The sequence below is a fragment of the Methylobacterium cerastii genome (genome assembly GCF_022179125.1).
In the GTDB taxonomy this organism is placed as follows: Bacteria; Pseudomonadota; Alphaproteobacteria; order Rhizobiales; family Beijerinckiaceae; genus Methylobacterium; species Methylobacterium cerastii.
Window position 1 is genome coordinate 1 of record NZ_BPQG01000004.1, and the last position, 17,002, is coordinate 17,002.

At 69.2% G+C, this 17,002-nt stretch carries 17 protein-coding genes; 9 read left to right on the forward strand and 8 right to left on the reverse strand.

Features of this window, described 5'->3' with window-relative positions; genetic code table 11:
* The 6 genes from MFF13_RS00745 to MFF13_RS00770 all read left to right on the forward strand — a co-directional run.
* The coding region (locus tag MFF13_RS00745) for a YeiH family protein (RefSeq protein WP_238270164.1) at window positions 1-1,039 on the forward strand (1,039 nt) is incomplete at its 5' end.
* Between the two features lie 101 nt (window positions 1,040-1,140).
* Window positions 1,141-2,280 (forward strand): adenylate/guanylate cyclase domain-containing protein, encoded by a 1,140-nt coding sequence (locus MFF13_RS00750; protein WP_056217688.1) that lies wholly within the window; start codon window positions 1,141-1,143, stop codon window positions 2,278-2,280.
* A 196-nt stretch (window positions 2,281-2,476) separates the two neighbouring features.
* Window positions 2,477-3,700, forward strand: coding sequence for a molybdopterin-dependent oxidoreductase (locus MFF13_RS00755; protein ID WP_056217685.1), 1,224 nt, complete (start codon window positions 2,477-2,479; stop codon window positions 3,698-3,700).
* Between the two features lie 11 nt (window positions 3,701-3,711).
* On the forward strand, window positions 3,712-4,050 hold the full coding sequence (locus MFF13_RS00760) for a c-type cytochrome (protein WP_056160265.1): 339 nt from the start codon (window positions 3,712-3,714) through the stop codon (window positions 4,048-4,050).
* Window positions 4,051-4,234: 184 nt separating this feature from the next.
* A complete protein-coding gene (locus MFF13_RS00765; protein ID WP_056160267.1) occupies window positions 4,235-5,218 on the forward strand; it encodes a beta-propeller fold lactonase family protein in 984 nt (327 codons plus the stop codon).
* Window positions 5,219-5,296: 78 nt separating this feature from the next.
* Window positions 5,297-6,382: a sulfite oxidase gene (locus MFF13_RS00770; protein WP_056160270.1), complete on the forward strand. Its 1,086-nt coding sequence runs from the start codon at window positions 5,297-5,299 to the stop codon at window positions 6,380-6,382.
* Between the two features lie 3 nt (window positions 6,383-6,385).
* Here MFF13_RS00770 and MFF13_RS00775 read toward each other — a convergent pair whose 3' ends face one another.
* The 5 genes from MFF13_RS00775 to MFF13_RS00795 are packed head-to-tail and all read right to left on the reverse strand — an operon-like array spanning window position 6,386 to window position 9,353.
* Window positions 6,386-6,757: a YidH family protein gene (locus MFF13_RS00775; RefSeq protein WP_056160273.1), complete on the reverse strand. Its 372-nt coding sequence runs from the start codon at window positions 6,755-6,757 to the stop codon at window positions 6,386-6,388.
* On the reverse strand, window positions 6,754-7,644 hold the full coding sequence (locus MFF13_RS00780; protein WP_056217684.1) for a LysR family transcriptional regulator: 891 nt from the start codon (window positions 7,642-7,644) through the stop codon (window positions 6,754-6,756). The genes MFF13_RS00775 and MFF13_RS00780 overlap by 4 nt, the downstream gene beginning before the upstream one ends.
* A complete protein-coding gene (locus tag MFF13_RS00785; protein ID WP_056160280.1) occupies window positions 7,641-8,450 on the reverse strand; it encodes an anti-sigma factor family protein in 810 nt (269 codons plus the stop codon). The genes MFF13_RS00780 and MFF13_RS00785 overlap by 4 nt, the downstream gene beginning before the upstream one ends.
* The gene (locus tag MFF13_RS00790) at window positions 8,447-8,956 is read right to left on the reverse strand and encodes an RNA polymerase sigma factor (RefSeq protein ID WP_056217681.1); all 510 of its coding nucleotides are present in this window, start codon (window positions 8,954-8,956) and stop codon (window positions 8,447-8,449) included. The genes MFF13_RS00785 and MFF13_RS00790 overlap by 4 nt, the downstream gene beginning before the upstream one ends.
* A 13-nt stretch (window positions 8,957-8,969) precedes the next feature.
* Window positions 8,970-9,353, reverse strand: a complete 384-nt coding sequence (locus MFF13_RS00795) for a COG4315 family predicted lipoprotein (RefSeq protein ID WP_056160287.1) — start codon at window positions 9,351-9,353, stop codon at window positions 8,970-8,972.
* Between the two features lie 182 nt (window positions 9,354-9,535).
* Here MFF13_RS00795 and copM point away from each other — a divergent pair, with 182 nt between their 5' ends.
* The 3 genes from copM to MFF13_RS00810 all read left to right on the forward strand — a co-directional run bounded on the left by copM (window position 9,536) and on the right by MFF13_RS00810 (window position 12,909).
* Window positions 9,536-9,991, forward strand: a complete 456-nt coding sequence (gene copM / locus MFF13_RS00800) for a CopM family metallochaperone (RefSeq protein WP_056160290.1) — start codon at window positions 9,536-9,538, stop codon at window positions 9,989-9,991.
* Complete coding sequence (locus tag MFF13_RS00805) at window positions 9,988-11,424, forward strand: YncE family protein (protein WP_056217678.1); 1,437 nt, start codon at window positions 9,988-9,990, stop codon at window positions 11,422-11,424. Before copM ends, MFF13_RS00805 begins: the two co-directional genes overlap by 4 nt.
* A 414-nt stretch (window positions 11,425-11,838) precedes the next feature.
* A complete protein-coding gene (locus tag MFF13_RS00810; RefSeq protein WP_147708281.1) occupies window positions 11,839-12,909 on the forward strand; it encodes a DMT family transporter in 1,071 nt (356 codons plus the stop codon).
* 38 nt (window positions 12,910-12,947) lie between these two features.
* Here the strand turns inward: MFF13_RS00810 and MFF13_RS00815 are convergent, their stop codons facing one another.
* From MFF13_RS00815 to MFF13_RS00825, 3 genes are all read right to left on the reverse strand, one after another.
* The gene (locus MFF13_RS00815) at window positions 12,948-13,118 is read right to left on the reverse strand and encodes a hypothetical protein (RefSeq protein WP_187272914.1); all 171 of its coding nucleotides are present in this window, start codon (window positions 13,116-13,118) and stop codon (window positions 12,948-12,950) included.
* Between the two features lie 73 nt (window positions 13,119-13,191).
* Window positions 13,192-13,740 (reverse strand): threonyl-trna synthetase, encoded by a 549-nt coding sequence (locus MFF13_RS00820; RefSeq protein ID WP_147708282.1) that lies wholly within the window; start codon window positions 13,738-13,740, stop codon window positions 13,192-13,194.
* 4 nt (window positions 13,741-13,744) lie between these two features.
* On the reverse strand, window positions 13,745-17,002 hold the full coding sequence (locus tag MFF13_RS00825) for an efflux RND transporter permease subunit (RefSeq protein ID WP_147708283.1): 3,258 nt from the start codon (window positions 17,000-17,002) through the stop codon (window positions 13,745-13,747).

Here is a 17,002-nt window from a genome sequence, read left to right on the forward strand (position 1 = left end):
AGCCATCCTTCCGGGACTGGGTCTCTGTATGGCGGTCACCGCCGCAGCGGTCGGCTTCGAGGCCGTCGAGGCGCATCTGTTCGGTCGCGCCTGGCTCGAAGCCCTGGTGCTGGCGATCCTGCTCGGGAGCGCGATCCGCACCGCCTGGACCCCGTCGCAACGTTTCTTTCCCGGCATCGCCTTCGGGGCCAAGACCGTACTGGAGATCGCGGTCGTTCTACTCGGGGCCTCGCTCAGCCTCACGACGATCCTCGCCGCCGGTCCGGGTCTGCTTTTCGGCATCGCGGGCGTCGTCGTGGTCGCGATCCTGTCGAGTTACGGCATCGGCCGAGCGCTCGGGCTGCATCCGCGCATGGCGATCCTCGTGGCCTGCGGGAACTCGATCTGCGGCAACTCGGCGATCGCCGCCACGGCACCGGTGATCGGCGCAGACGGCGAGGACGTCGCCGCCTCCATTGCCTTCACTGCGGTGCTAGGCGTGCTGGTGGTGCTCGGCCTGCCGCTGCTGGTGCCGCTGCTCGGCCTGTCGCCGATGCAGTACGGCGTGCTCGCCGGCCTTACCGTCTACGCCGTGCCGCAGGTGCTCGCCGCCACCGCGCCGGTCGCGGCGCTCAGCGTCCAGGTCGGAACCCTGGTGAAGCTCGTCCGGGTGCTGATGCTAGGCCCGATCGTCCTGGTGCTCTCGCTCGGCGCGAGCCGGCTGCGCGAGGAGACCGACGAGGCCGCCCCCGGCGTCACCGCGGGCGACCGCCCAGCCCGCGGCGGCCTCGCGATCCACCGCCTGGTGCCGTGGTTCATCCTCGCCTTCCTTGCGCTCGCGGGCCTTCGCTCGACGGGCCTGATCCCGCCGTTTGCGTTCGCGCCGATGTCGGAGACCGCCAACGTGCTGACCGTGGTCTCGATGGCGGCGCTCGGCCTCGGGGTCGACGTGCGCAGCGTCGCCAAGGCCGGGGCGCGGGTGACCCTCGCGGTGGTCGCCTCGCTCCTCGCCCTCGGCGCCGTCAGCCTCGGCCTGATCCGCGTGCTCGGCCTCGTCTGATCCGCGCTATGGCATCGATCCAACTCCTTGATGAAAGAACTGCCGTGACACGTTCGTCCCAATCTTCGTCCGAGGCGGTCGCGCAGGGGACGGGATGGTTGATGGGGCCGGGTCGCGAAGCGGCGGACGCGGCAGCCCTTCTCGACGGGTTCAGTGCGTGCCTCTCGGGGCTTGGCCTGCCACTGGCCCGCGCCACCACCCACGCGCCGACCCTGCATCCGTCGTTCCGCTGGGTAATGCGCGTCTGGCATCCAGGAGCGTCGAGCCTAGCCTTGCGTCGCCGCCACGGCATCGAGAGTACGCCGACGTTCCACGGCAACACCGTCGAGCGCGTAGTCGAGACCCGTACCCCGTTCCGATGCCGTCTCGACGGGGATGGGCCGCTGCCGTTTCCCGTGCTCGGCGAGCTTCGCACCGAGGGTCTAACCGACTACCTCATCGTGCCGCTGCGCGCCGCGCGTGGACGCATGGGCGCCGCCTCCTGGGCCACGGCGAGACCGGGCGGCTTCACGCCGATCGAGATCTGCACGTTGCTGGCGCTGGTCGAGCCGTTCTCGCTGCTGTTCGAGATCAAGGCGCTCGACGACATGCTAGGCGCGGTGCTGAGCGCCTATGTCGGACGCGACCCGGCGCGGCAAATCCTGACCGGCACGGTGCGGCGCGGCGACGTACGCTTGATGCGGGCCGCGATGATGCTGACCGACCTGCGCGGGTTCGGCGAACTGTCCGACCGGCAAAGCCCCGACCGTGTCGTGGCCGCCCTCAACCGGATGTTCGATGCCATCGTGCCGGCCGTCGAGGCGGAAGGCGGCGAGGTGCTGAAGTACATCGGCGACGGGCTACTGGCCGTGTTCGATGCCGATCGCGACGAGGCCGAGGCGCGCAGTGCCGCCTTGCGTGCCGCCGAGGCCGCGCTTGATGCGCTTGCGACCCTGCGCAACGGTGACAGGGCTGCCTTCGAGGTCGGCGTCGCACTTCATGTCGGGGAGGTCGCCTACGGCAATATCGGCGGCGGCGACCGGGTCGATTTCACGGCGATCGGCCGCGATCTCAACGTGCTCGCCCGCGTCGAGCGCCTGTGCAAGACCTACAACACGCCGCTGATCGCCACCGACACCTTCATCGACGGGTTGGCACATGCCCTTGAACCGCTCGGCACCGTCGCCTTGCGCGGTTTTTCCGAGCGTCACGCCCTGTTCGGGTGTCGCAGGACCGCGCCCGTCGGCGCGCCGGCGGCGTGACGCCGAGACGGCGTCCTTGATCGTCCCATTGGAGATCGAAACTTCTCAAATCATCGCGTTTGGAGATCATTCGTATCGCGAAAGACCGTTGGTGGGAATAAATCGTATCCCGTAGCATCTCCCTGGTCGCGAGGAATCGCCACGGGTCCGATGCCTTCGAACGCATCGACGCCGACATCCTTCAAGGGGAGAGACCATGCACGGACTGGACAGACCGATGAACCGCCGCCTCGTCCTGGGTGGCCTAGGGCTCGGAAGCCTCGGCGCCGCCATACCGGCCTGGGCGGCGGGCTCGGTGAAGCTTCCGCTGCCCGGCGGCCCGGACGAGCGGGCGCTGACCACGGCCTTTCCGGGCAAGGCCGAGATGATCCTCCAGCGCACTCATCCGCCGCTACTGGAGACGCCGTTCTCGGTGTTCGACGAGGGTGTATTCACCCCCAACGACCGCTTCTACGTCCGCTGGCACTGGGCCTCGATCCCGACCGAAGTCGATGCCGGCACCTTCCGGCTCAAGGTCCACGGCCATGTCGAGAAGGAGCTCTCGCTCTCGCTCGACGCCATCGCCGGCCTGCCGCGCTTCGAGATCGCCGCAGTGAACCAGTGCTCGGGCAATTCGCGCGGGTTGTTCGAGCCGCGGGTGACCGGCGCGCAATGGGCAAACGGTTCGATGGGCAACGCCCGCTGGACCGGCGTGCGCCTCAGGGACGTGCTCGAAAAGGCCGGGGTGAAGGCCGGTGCCGTGCAGGTGCGCTTCAACGGCCTCGACGAGCCGGTGGTCGACGACGCGCCCGACTTCAAGAAGTCGCTCGATCTCAAGCACGCCAACAATGGTGAGGTGATGATCGCCTACGCGATGAACGGCGAGCAATTGCCGCTGCTCAATGGTTTCCCGCTCCGGCTCGTGGTGCCGGGCTGGTACTCGACCTACTGGGTCAAGATGCTGTCCGACATCGAAGTGCTGGACAAGCCCGACGACGGGTACTGGATGAAGACCGCTTACCGCATTCCTGACGTGCCGGGCGCTAACATCAAGCCCGGTCAGACCGGCTTCAAGACGGTGCCGATCAACAGGATGGTGCCGCGCTCGTTCGTCACCAACCTGACCGATGGCGCCAAGGTGGCGGCCGGAACGCCGGTGGCGTTGCGCGGCATCGCCTTCGGCGGCGATTGCGGGGTGAAGGCGGTGGACTTCTCAGGCGACGGCGGCGCGACGTGGTTCCCGGCGCAGCTCGGCGCGGACGAAGGCCCCTACAGCTTCCGCCGCTTCGACGGCAGCTTGCCGGCATTGGCTGCCGGCAGCCACACGGTCAGGGTCCGCTGCACCAACACCAACGGCGTCGCGCAGCCCCTGGACCGGGTCTGGAACGGGGCCGGCTTCATGCAGAACGGCATCGAGGCCGTGTCCTTCCAGGCCGCTTGAGGAGAACAGCCATGAACCCGATCCGCCCTGCGGCCCTCATCGCCGCCCTCATACTGTCTCCCCTGGTGGCGTTCGCCGCTTCGGCTCCCGAGCCGATGCGCTTCACCTCGCAATCGATCGAATTCCCGACTTCCGACCGGATCTTCCCGGACGGGCCGGGGGCCGAGGCGGTCAACAACAACTGCCTCGCCTGCCACTCGGCCGGGATGGTGCTGACCCAGCCCAAGCTCACGAAGGCGCAGTGGACCGAGACCGTGAACAAGATGGTTCACGTCTACAAGGCGCCGGTCGATCCGGCCGACGTGCAGACCATCGTCGACTACCTCACGGCGTTGAAGCCGACGCCCTGAACCCCCGAATCCCGAGGCCGCCGCGTTTTTTTCGCCGGCCTCGGGGAATAGACCGCGCCCTCCGGCATCTCCCCAGGGCGATGCACGGCCAAACCGGTCTCGCATCACGCAATCCGAATTAGAACCAGCCCTCACGGCAGGCCCCGGCCGCCGAACGAGCGCGCATGCCAGAGAGACACGCTTCATGACCCACGTCCGCACCAGCCTCCGCGCCCTCCTCGCCGGAGCCGCCTTGCTCCTCGCCCAGGGCCAGCCCGGGTCCGCCGCTGGCTTCGACGGCGCGATCAAGAACAACGCCCTGGCGCTGAACGCCGCTGGGACCGTCGCCGCTGTGTCGAACAGCGAGGAGAGCGCCGTCATCGTCTACGACGTCGCCAAGGGCACGGTGCTGCGCCGCCTCGACGGCTTCGTCACGCCGCGCAACATCGTTTTCGCGCCGGACGGCGCCCGCTTCTACGTCTCCGACAGTGGCACCGGCCGGATCACGGTCTATGAGACCGCCACCGGCAAGGAAGCCGGCGTTCTCGCCGCCGGCCCCGGCGCGTTCGGCACGGTGCTCTCGGCCGACGGGGCCAAGCTCTACGTCAACAACGAGGCCGCGAGCACGCTGACCGTGTTCGACACCAGGACCATGCTCGCCGAGGCCGTGATCCCCGGCTTCGCGCAGCCGCGCCAGGGCGTGAAGCTGTCGCCTGACGGCAAGACCGTGTTCGTCACGAACTTCCTTGGCGACAAGATCACGTTGGTCGATACCGCCACCAACAAGATCACCGGTGAGATCGCCGGGTTCGACAAGCTGCGCGCCATCTCGATCACCAAGGACGGCAAGACGCTTTTTGCCGCCAACAGCGGCCGTAATACCATCGGCGTGGTCGATGTCGCCGCCCATAAGGTCACCTCCGAAGTGGAAGTGGGCAAGGACCCCTACGGCGCCGCACTGACCCCGGACGGGCGCTTCGTCTATTCGGGCAACCTGAAGGACAACTCGCTCTCGGTGATCGACACCGGCACCCTCAAGGTCGTCGCCACGGTGACCGGCCTGAACGAGCCGCGCCAGGCGATCGCGTTCTCGGCCGACAACGCCCATGCCTACGTCCTCAACCGCGACCTCAGCGTCGCCGTAGTGGACCGGGCGAAGAACGCGGTGGTCTCGACGATGAAGCCCTGAGGCGACGCGCGCCGGGGGCCTTATCGCCCCCGGCGCGTTCTCGTCGTCGATACGTCACGAACGCAGGACAAAAACCCCATGCTCGGCCTGTTCCAGCGCAAGGACCGCCTCATCGTGCACGGCGAGGCGCCCTACAATGCCGAGCCGCCGCTCGATCGCCTGCGGGCGGCCTTCCTCACCGACCAGGCCGACTTCTACGTCCGCAGCCACGGCGACATCCCGGACCTCGACGCCGACGGCTACCGCCTGACTGTCGACGGGATGATCGCGACGCCCCTCGAATTGTCCGTCGCCGATCTGAAGGCACGCTTCGCGCACGTCACCGTCACGGCGGTGATGCAATGCGCCGGCAACCGCCGGGCCGACATGCTGGCGGTGGCCCCGGTCGCCGGCGACCCGTGGGCGGCCGGCGCCATCGGCAACGCGGAATGGACTGGGGTGCGGCTCGCCGACGTCCTGCACGCCGCCGGGATCGATGCGGGCAGTCCGCGCCACGTCGCCTTCGAGAGCCACGACCGTATCGCGGGGTCGGACATACGCTTCGGCGCCTCGATCCCGCTCGCCAAGGCGCTGGCGCCCGAGACGCTGCTCGCCTTCGCGATGAACGGCGAGCCTCTCGCCCCCGAGCACGGCTATCCGTTGCGCGTGGTGGTGCCGGGATTTGCCGGCATCCGCAGCCCGAAATGGCTCGCCCGCATCACGGTGCAGGACCACCCCTCCGACAACCCGATGCAGGCCGACGACTACAAGCTGTTTCCGCCCGACGTGACCGCCGAGACCGCGGACCCCGCCCACGGCATCACCATCGAGGCGATGCCGCTCAACAGCGCGATCTGCGAGCCCGCCCGCGGCGCAGCGTTGAAGCCCGGCCGGCACGCGATCCGCGGCTACGCCATCGCCAGCGATCGCGCGGTCGCCCGCGTCGACGTCTCGACGGATGGCGGCCGCAGCTGGGCGCAGGCCCGGATCGACCGCGATGCCGACGCGCCCTACGCCTGGACGTTCTGGGAGATCGACCGCGAGCTGACCGCGGGCGAGCACGAACTCGCGGTGCGGGCCTGGGACTCCGCCGGCCAGACCCAGCCGGCCGCGCCCGACGACACCTGGAACTACAAGGGCTACCTCAGCGCCGCCTGGCACCGGGTACGGGTCACTGTGGCCTGACCGTCACGCCCAGAGCAGGGCGGTGGCCGCAAGGCCCGAGATCGCGATCAGCAAGGCCACGATCCCGACGGTGAGGATGCGCGGCATCATCGGGATCTCGGCATCGGCGAGACGCGCCCGGATCGCCCGGTCCCGCCATGCGGCGCCGGCGAACGAGGCAAGCGCGCAGGCGATCAACGTGAGCGACAGCACCTTCAGCGGCCAGACCGCCAGCACCTCCCGCAGGAAGCGCTGCGCGGCCAGGCCGACGCCGAGGAAGGCGAGCCCGGTGCGAAGCCACGCCACGAACGTACGCTCGGCTGCCAGAACCGTCCGGTCCTCGGCGAGCCTCACCCGGGGATCGTCGGGGTGCACGGGTTTCGCAGGATCGCTCATCCGGCATCCGCCGTCGCGATCAGGTCGAGCAACGCGTCGGCGGCCCGGCTGCGGTAGCGCTCCTTGTGGCGCAGCACCCGGAACGGCCGGCTCGGCAGGGCGAACGCCGCCCGCACCAGGGTTCCGGTCCGAAGCGCGGCGGCGACCACGGTCTCGGACAGGACGGCGGCCCCGCCCCCGGCCTCGACGGCGGCGCGCACCGCCTCGTTAGAGGGCAGTTCGAGCGTGACCCGAAGCTGGGCGGCTGCGAGGCCGGCCGCACCCAGGGCCGCCTCGAAGGCCGAGCGGGTTCCCGATCCCGCCTCGCGCAGCACCCAGTCGGCCCCGGCGAGATTTTCGGGTTCGAGGTCGGTCGCCCCGGCGAAGGCATGGCCAGGGGCGACCACGAGGACCAGTTGGTCCTGCGCGATGGTGGTGCTCGCAAGCGTCGGGTCGTCGAGCGCCCCCTCGACGAAGCCGAGTTCGGCCTGCCCGGCGCGCACCGCGTCGGCGGCGTCGGTGGTGTTGCCCACCGCCAACCGGATAGCGATCTCAGGGTAGGCCCGGCGGAAGGCGACGAGGTGGCGAGGCAGCCAGTCGCTGGCGATGGTCTGGCTGGCGTAGAGCGCCAGCGTCCCGCGCCGCAGGCCGCTGAGGTCGGCGAGCACCAGTTCGGCGGCCTCGGCCCGGGCGAGCACGGCGCGGGCCTCGACGAGAAATATGCGCCCCGCCTCAGTCAGCTCGATCCCGCGGCCGACCCGGTGAAAGAGCTTGGTGGCGTGTCGCCCCTCGATGTTGGCGATCGCCGTGCTGACCGCCGACTGGACGAGGTTCAGCGCTTCGGCGGCCCGCGTCACGTGCTGTCGCTCGGCCACCGCCACAAAGATGCGGAGTTGGTCGAGGGTCATGGTTGCCGCTGCGGAACCGGCAGTCCACGGACTTGCGCGTCGACCGACTGCGCGACGATCAACAGCCGCGCCTCGTCGGTGCGACCCGTGACGACGTAGGACATGCCGCCATCGACCCAGGAGAAGGCGGCGATGTCGCCCTCGCGGGCGAAGCGGAACACCGTGCGGCCATCCGCATCGCCTACGCGGCTGTAGAGTGTCAGCCGGGTGCCGTGGTCGTCATCGTACATCAGCATCGCGGCGGATTCGGAACCCGCCGGCAGCAGCCGGCCGCCCATCAGGCGGAAGCCGTACGCCGTAAGGTCGGGGGTGGTCACCGCCCGGCCGAGGCGCTTCGAGAGCCACGTAACAAGGTGCGGCTTCTCGTCGGCGCGCACCTCCACCGGATGCACCGCCTCGACCACGTAGGTGCGGAAGGCCGCCACCGCGTCGTCGGTCGCTGGCTCGGTTCGCGCGAGCGTGACCGTGGGTACCTGCCGCGCGGCATGGCCGAACCAGCCGGCGGCGCCGCCGACCGCGAGGCAGAGCACGGCCGCAGCCGCGACCGGAAGCCAGCGGTAGGTTATCGGGCGATGTCGCGAGCGGATGTTGGCCACCCGGAGCCGCGCCGGAATCGCCTCCTCGGCGATCGGCGCGAGGCGGGCACGCAAGCGCTCGCGTAGGGCGCGATCCGCCGAGACCTCCGCCGCCCGCGCGGGGTTTCCCCTGAGCCATGCCTCGACCAGCGCCTGCCGCTCCGGTTCGAGACGACCGTCGATCAGGCCGTGGAGGTCGTCCTCGCCGACCGGGCGCGGATCCCCGCTCATTTCACCCTCCTCAAGAGTCCGGTCCGGCCAGTTTCCAGAAAACCGCGCATCCGCGTCCGGGCCCGGCTCAACCGCGACATCACCGTGCCGAGCGGTACCCCGAGCACCTGGGCCGCCTCGGCATAAGACAGATCCTCGACCGCGACGAGGAGCAGCACCGAGCGCTGCTCCTCGGGCAGGGTGTCGAGCCCGGTGAGCACGTCGCGTGCCCCCATAGCGGCCTCGGGGTCGGCACCCGGATCGGGCACCTGCTCCAAAGCCTCAGCGCCGACATCGATGCCGCGCCGGCCCCGGCGTCGAACAGTGCCAAGGAACAGGTTGCGCTCGATCGTGAACAGCCAGGCTCGCAGGTCGCCGTCGCGGCGACGTCCGGACCAGGCGGACAACGCCCGCTCCAAAGTGTCCTGGACGAGGTCGTCCGCCGCTTCGCGGTCCCGCAACAGTGCGACTGCGTAGCGCCGCAACGCTGGGATCTGCGGTTCGATGAGGGCGGCGATCTCGTCCACGAGGCTTTACCGATTAGGGCTTGGCGATGTGCCATGCACCGTTGAGGAATCCGTCGCCGGTGATGTCGCCGGGCTTCGTATCCTTGGCGAAGGTGTAGAGCGGCTTGCCCTTGTGGGCCCACTGCATCGTGCCGTCGTCCCGCGTCACCATCGTCCAGTCGCCACTAGCAGCCGAGCCGGAGGCGGCCATCAGTGCCGGCCAGTTGGCGGCGCAGGGGCCGTTGCACATCGACTTGCCGCCCATGTCCTTGTCGAAGGTGTAGAGGGTCATGCTCTTGGAATCGACGAGCGCCGGCCCCTTGGCAGTCTCGGCCGTTATCGCAGGCGCAGCGGCCTGGGCGGCGACGGCGGAGAAGGCGAAGGCCGCAAAGGCGGCGCGGATCAGCATGGTGCGCATGAGTGAGGTCTCCGGCGGTCTACCATGACCGCATCGGGAGAGATGCCGAACGGGCGCGTCTATTCCACTGACATTTGGAAAAGATCGATCACATCGGCAGGGCCACCAATTCGTCCCCGGCCAGGGAATAAAGCCGTTTCTCCGGCATCTCTCCCATCGACAACGAACGAGGAGGACGGCCCATGCGCGGAGCACTGGGATTTGCGCTCACGGCCGCCGTGATGGCCGGCGGCCTCGTCGGCGGCCGGATGATGATGCCCCCGACGCTGGCCGCCGCCGAGCCGCCGGCCATCGTCTCCGCGTCCTTCGACGCGATGATGGCGCAGTCGATGACGCGGATGCATGCCGACATGATGGTCCCGCCCTCGGGCGATCCGGACCGCGACTTCGCTGCGATGATGATCCCGCACCACGCGGGCGCGATCGCGATGGCCCAGGCAGAGCTGCTCTACGGCAAGGATCCGGTCCTGCGCCGCCTCGCGCAGGGGATCATCGTCGAACAGGGCCAGGAGATCGCGGTGATGCGCCGGGCGCTCGCCGATCTCCCTCCCGCGCCGGATTCGTCTGCCGCAGCCACCCACCTTCACCACCATGGCACGGCCCCTGCCGCCGAGATGCCTTCGGAGATCTGCCGATGAAGACCGCCCTCACCCTCCTCGCGCTCGCGATGCTCTCCGGCTCGGCTCTCGCCGGGCAGGCCCCGGGTGCAGCCTTTGCACCGGACGTGCCGGTCAGCGGCAGGGACCGGTTCTATACGTCGGACCAGTTCTCCAACACGGTCTCGGTGGTCGATCCCGCCGCCAACGTCCTGCTCGGCGTGATCCGGCTCGGCGACCCGACGCCGATGAACCTGAGCCCGCTCTATCGCGGCCAGCTCCTCGTCCACGGCATGGGCTTCTCGCCCGACCACAGGACGCTGCTCGCGGTCTCGATCGGCTCGAACTCCGTGAGCTTCATCGACACGGCGACCAACACGGTCCGCCACACCGCCTATGTCGGCCGCGCGCCGCACGAGGCCTTCTTCACGCCGGACGGCCGAGAGGTCTGGGTGAGCGTGCGCGGCGAGGACTACATCGCCGTGCTCGATGCCGCGACCGCCAAGGAGACGCGCCGAATCACCGTGCCGAACGGGCCCGGCATGACGATCTTCTCGCCGGACGGCGCCTACGGCTATGTCTGCTCCAGCTTCAGCCCCGAGACGGTGGTGATCGACACGAAGACCCACTCCATCGTCGGGCGCGTGAAGCAGGAGAGCCCGTTCTGCCCCGACATCGCCGCAACACCGGACGGCAAGCAGGTGTGGTTCACCCTCAAGGATGTCGGCCGGACCCAGGTGTTCTCTGCGACGCCGCCATTCGCGCCGCTGAAGACGATCGAGACCGGGCCGATCACCAACCACGTCAACATCGTCTCGACCAAGGCCGGCCAGTTCGCCTACGTGACGATCGGCGGCCTGAACCAGGTCAAGGTGTTTCGCACCGACGACTTCACCCAGGTCGCCACCATTCCGACCGGCGCCCTACCGCACGGGCTCTGGCCCTCGGGCGACGGCAGCCGCGTCTATGTCGGCCTGGAGAACGCCGACAAGGCGGCGGTGATCGACACCGCGTCGAACACGGTGATCGCCGAGGTGCCGATCGGGCAGGGTCCGCAGGGCGTCGCCTACGTCCCGAACGCCGTGCCGGAGGGCGACGGAATGCAAAACCTCCAAGCGCTGGGCGCAGCCGGCAAGACCAGCGCGCTGACGCTCGCGGGTACCGATGGCAAGCCGGCGACGCAGGTCACCCTGTTCGACCAGGGCGTGTTGCAGACGCTGCAGGCCGCGGTAACGGGACTGCCCTCGAAGATGCCGTTCGTGCTGGCGCTGGCCGCCGATCCGAAGGGGGCCGCAGGCCTGGAGCCGCTCGCCGCCTTCATGACCAACCCGGCCGGCGCGGCCATCGTCAACGCGATCGGCCCGATCCGCCAGATCACCCGCACGGATGCCGGCGCGAGCCGGCGCTACCTCGTGGTGGTCTCGGGCAAGCCCGGTGAACTCGGCGGCGTCGTCCAGATGCAGACTGTGGATTGAACGGGCGGCCTCACGAGCGCGGGAAGTGGGAATCCGAGAGCATGCGTTCGCAGCGCGCGTCCAGCTGCAACGTCTGCTTTCAAGGCCTCCATTGGCTTGCTTCTATGACCGAGTAGGGTCGGATGCGGAACGTCCGCTTACGGACGCAAGGCCGCAGTTCGCTTGCCACCCTCAGCCGAAGTTGCCGGACGGCCGACGAATGGCCGCTTTCAGGAAGAACGCCGGGCAATCCATGCGGCTGGGTTGGGTCGGGTGCAGTCGGTACCGAGCGTTAAATCCTAACCGCTACTCGACAACTTGGGGCAACTTAGCGCGACCAAAGGCACGTGCTCGCGCTGCTGCGGGCGGTCTTGGCTTCGATGGAACGGTATCACAGGACGGATACGGCATTCTTCGCCAGTGCTATCATGCGGCATGTTCGAGCACGCCCATCGTCACGCGCACCTCTGGCCCGGAGTGCCGTTGGCACTGGCATCCGCCGTCCTGTTCGGCGCATCGGCCCCCTTCGCCAAGCTGCTGTTGGGATCGGTCGACCCGCAGGCGCTGGCTGGCCTCCTGTATCTCGGTGCGGGCGTCGGCCTCGCCGCCGTCCACGGCAGCCGGTCCGCCCTCCGGATCGAGGCGCCGGAGGCCCCCCTACGCAGGTCGGACGCACCGTGGCTGCTCGCGGTGGTGCTGTTCGGGGGCGTGGCGGGTCCCCTGTTGCTGATGCTGGGGCTGGCACGGACGTCAGCGGCCTCGGGCTCGCTCCTGCTCAACCTCGAAGGGCTGGCGACCATGGGCATCGCCTGGGTGGTGTTCCGCGAGAACGTGGACCGCCGCCTCCTGCTCGGCGCGGCGGCCATCCTCGCCGGCGCCGTCGCGCTGTCGTGGCAAGGCCAGGGCGTCCATTTCGACGCGGGCGGTGGCCTGATCGCGCTGGCCTGCCTCGCCTGGGGCGTCGACAACAACCTGACCCGCAAGCTGTCCTCCGCCGATCCGGTCGTGATCGCGTTGACCAAGGGGCTCGTCGCCGGGGGCGCCAACCTCGCCATTGCCCTCGCACGCGGTGCCAGCCTGCCGCCGCCCGGCATGATCGGCTTCGCGGCCGTCGTCGGGTTCCTCGGGGTCGGCGTCAGCCTGGTGCTGTTCGTGTTCGCGCTGCGCCATCTCGGCAGCGCGCGGACGGGGGCCTATTTCTCGCTCGCACCGTTCATCGGGGCCGTCGTCGCCTTGGTCCTGTTGCCGGAACCCGTGACCCCGCAACTCGTCGTCGCCGCGCTCCTGATGGGGGTCGGCCTCTGGCTGCACCTCGCGGAACGGCACGACCACGAGCATTCGCACGAGGCGATGGGCCATGAGCATGGGCACGTGCACGATGAACATCACCACCACGACCACGATGGTCCCGTGACCGAGCCCCACTCCCACTGGCATCGCCACCAGCCGATGCGGCACAAGCACGTGCACTACCCCGACCTTCACCATCGCCACGGACATGGTTGAGCCGGCGCGGGGGCAATCGGCGCCGCATTCGAGACTTGTCACCGCGGGACGTAGAACCAGCAGTACAGCGCGCACACGACGGCGATGGCCATCGCCGACATCAGGAATGACCGTCGCGCCGCCCTCAGGACATGCGGCCTGACCTTGCGTCGGCGCCTGCTTCCGCCGCCGAATTCCCCGATCTGCCGGGCGAGCTTCTTGCCGGTCATCGCCCCCTGATCCCCCGCCGATGGGTTCCATGGGTCGAGGAGGGGCGCTGCAGGCCGTGACGGATCGGCACGATCACGGGACCATCCCGCCGATCAGGTCCGACATGTGGGCACCGGCAGGGTGGCCCGTGGCGGTGCGGTGGCTCTCCGAGCAGGCCGCGTAATCCGGGCCGGACACGGACATCACCAACCCGCGGGTGCCGTCCGGCAACGTGCGCGTCGCCAGGACAGCCCGGCCCGAGAGCCATGCCAGCGACCCCGAGGCGAGGCCCGGGCGCGGTTCGCCGTAGCGGCGCACCCCCTCGCGCCGGATGGCCTCGCGTGCGGTGACATGAGCCGGTCCGTCGAGCGGCCGACCGACCCAGACGACCTGCTGGAGGCCCTGCTCCCTGCACACCACCAGGACCACCTCGACGGTGTCGGGTCCTGAGGCGAGCGGACGGTCGTGGAAATAGTACAGCCCGGTCAGGTTCGCCTCGCGGTCGACCATTGAGGGTGCATCGACACGGTCCACGGGACCCCAAGCCAATCCGAACGGCGCCTCGCCCGCCGTCGGTTCCGCCGCCATGGCCGCGCCTGTCCACGCCACCATCGCCAGTGCGAGCGCGGGGCGGCGAGACATCGTCCTACTCCGCGGCCTGGGGCAGGACGGGGCGTGCATGGGGACCCTCCTTCTCGACGGTAGCCTTCCTCGGGGCGACGGCACCGGCGAAGCGCGCGTAGAGCGCCGGCAGGACGACGAGGGTCAGCAGGGTCGCCGAGATGAGCCCGCCGATGACCACGGTCGCCAACGGACGCTGGACCTCGGCCCCCGTCTCGGTCGCCAGGGCCATCGGCACGAACCCCAGGGACGCCACGAGCGCCGTCATCGCCACCGGGCGCAGGCGGGTCATCGCGCCTTCGAGGATCGCCTCTCGACGGGGCTTTCCCTCCGCGATGAGCTGCTTGATGTAGCTCAGCATCACCAGGCCGTTGAGCACCGCCACCCCGGACAGGGCGATGAACCCGACCGCCGCCGGGACCGAGAACGGCATGCCCCGCAGCCACAGGGCCGCGATACCGCCGGTCAGTGCCAGCGGGACCGCGCTGAACACCAGGAGGGCGTCCCGCGCCGAGTTCAGGGCCGAGAACAGCAGCAGGAAGATCAGGAAGAAGCACACCGGCACCACGACCATGAGGCGCTGGCGGGCGGAGGCTAGGTTCTCGAACTGCCCGCCCCAGGTCACGTAGTAGCCAGACGGCAGCTGCACACCGGACGCGACCTTGGCCTGGGCCTCAGCCACCAGCGAGCCGATGTCGCGGCCGCGCACGTTGGCGGTGACCACGACCCGGCGGCGGCCGTTCTCGCGCGAGATCTGGTTCGGTCCCTCGGTGACTGAGAAGCTCGCGACCTGCTTCAGGAGCACCGAGGAGGCCCGCCCGTTGACGCCCGGGGGCAGCGGCACCGGGATGTTCTCCAGGGCCTCGCGGTCCTCGCGCACCTTGTCGTTCAGGCGCACGACGATGGGGAAGCGACGGTCGCCCTCGAACACCATGCCGGCCTCCCGTCCGCCGATGGCCGCCCCGATGACGTCCTGGATCGAGGACGTGCTCAGGCCGAGGCGGGCCGCCTCAGTCTTGTTGATCTTGATCTCCAGGAACGGCAGGCCCGCCGTCTGCTCGACCTTGACGTCGTCGGCGCCCTCGGTCCCGCGCAGGATCGCGGCGACCTGGTTGGCGGCCTTCAGCATCGGCTCGAACTCCTCGCCGAACACCTTCACGGCGAGGTCGCCGCGGGTGCCGGCCAGGAGCTCGTTGAAGCGGAGCTGGATCGGCTGGGAGAACTCGTAGACGTTGCCCGCGAGCGTCCCGACAGCCTTCTCGACCTGCTCCTGCAACTCGGCCTTGGACAGGTCCGGATCGGGCCATTCCTCCTGCGGCTTCAGGATGACGAAGGTGTCGGACGAGCTCGGCGGCATCGGGTCGGAGGCGACCTCCGCGGTACCGGTCTTCGAAAAGACGTAGGCCACCTGGGGGAAGCGGCTGATCGCCTGCTCGACCTTCAGCTGCATCGCCTGCGACTGCGTGAGGGAGGTCGAGGGGATGCGCTGGGCGTTCAGCGCGATGCTCTTCTCGTCGAGCTGCGGGATGAACTCCTGGCCCAGCCCCCTGAACAGGAAGCCGGCGCCGACGAGCAGCACCAGGGCGACCGCGACGAACGTCATCGGGACCCGCAGGGCGGCGCCGAGGACAGGTCGGTAGGCCGCCTTGATCCCGCGGATGATGACGTTGTCCTTCTCCGTGACCTTGCCGGTGATGACGATGGCGATCATCGCCGGCACGAAGGTCAGCGACAGCACGAACGCCGAGACCAGGGCGATGATGACGGTGAGCGCCATCGGTTCGAACATCTTGCCCTCGACCCCGGTGAAGGTGAGGAGCGGGACGTAGACGAGGATGATGATCGCCTGCCCGTAGAGGGACGGCTTGATCATCTCCTCGGCCGAGGCGCGCACGGTGACGAGGCGCTCCTCCAGGTCGAGCTTGCGCCCGAGTTCCCCCTGTCTCTCGGCGAGGTGGCGTAGGGCGTTCTCGGTGATGATGACGGCGCCGTCGACGATGAGGCCGAAGTCGAGGGCCCCGAGGCTCATCAGGTTGGCGCTGATGCGGCCCTGGACCATGCCGGTCATGGTCATCAGCATCGCCACCGGGATGACCAGCGCCGTGACGATGGCCGCGCGGATATTGCCGAGCAGCAGGAACAGGATGACGATGACGAGGGCGGCGCCCTCGGCCAAGTTCTTGGCGACCGTCCGGATCGTGGCCTCGACCAGCAGGGTCCGGTTCAGGACGGTCTGGACCTCGACACCGGGCGGGAGCGTGCGTCGGATCACCGTCATCCTCGCGTCGACGGCGGCCGAGACCGTCCGGCTGTTCTCGCCGATCAGCATCAGGGCTGTGCCGATGACGACCTCGCGTCCGTCCTCGCTGCCCGACCCGGTGCGCAGGTCGCGCCCGATCCGGACCTCGGCGATGTCCGAGATGCGGACCGGCACGCCGCCGCGCGTGGTCACGACCACGGAGCCGATGTCCTCCATGGTCTCCAGGCGGCCGGCGGCGCGCACGACGTAGCCCTCGCCGTTGTCCTCCAGGTAGCGGGCGCCCTGATTGGCGTTGTTGGCCTCCAGCGCCCGGCCGATGTCGGCGAAGGACAGGTCGAGGGCGGTGAGCTTCATCGGGTCCGGCTGGACGTGGTACTGCTTGTCGAAGCCGCCGATGCTGTCGACCCCGGCGACCCCCGGCACGGTCTTCACCTGGGGGCGGATGATCCAGTCCTGGACCGTGCGCAGGTAGGCCGTGCGTTCGAGCTCCGTCGCGAGCCGCTGGCCCTCGGGGGTCAGGTAGCTGCCATCCGATTGCCAGCCGGGCTTGCCGTCGGGCGAGACCTTACGATCCCCGGCCTTCGCGTAGTGGATCGACCACATGTAGATCTCGCCCAGGCCCGTGGAGATCGGGCCCATGTGGGGCTCGGCCCCCGGCGGCAGGGTCGACTTCGCCTCGCCGATGCGCTCGGCGACCTGCTGCCGTGCGAAGTAGATGTCGAGCTTCTCGGAGAAGACGGCGGTGACCTGCGAGAACCCGTTCCGCGAGAGCGAGCGGGTGTATTCGAGGCCCTTGATCCCGGCGAGCGCGGTCTCGACCGGGTAGGTCACCTGCTTCTCGATATCGACCGGGGAGAGCGACGGCGCCGTCGTGTTGATCTGCACCTGGTTGTTGGTGATGTCCGGCACCGCGTCGATGGGCAGCTTCGTCAGCGAGAACACGCCGAAGCAGGCCGCCAGCAGCGACAGCAGCACCACGAGCCAACGCTGGTGGACGGAGAAGTCTAGGATCTTCGAGATCAT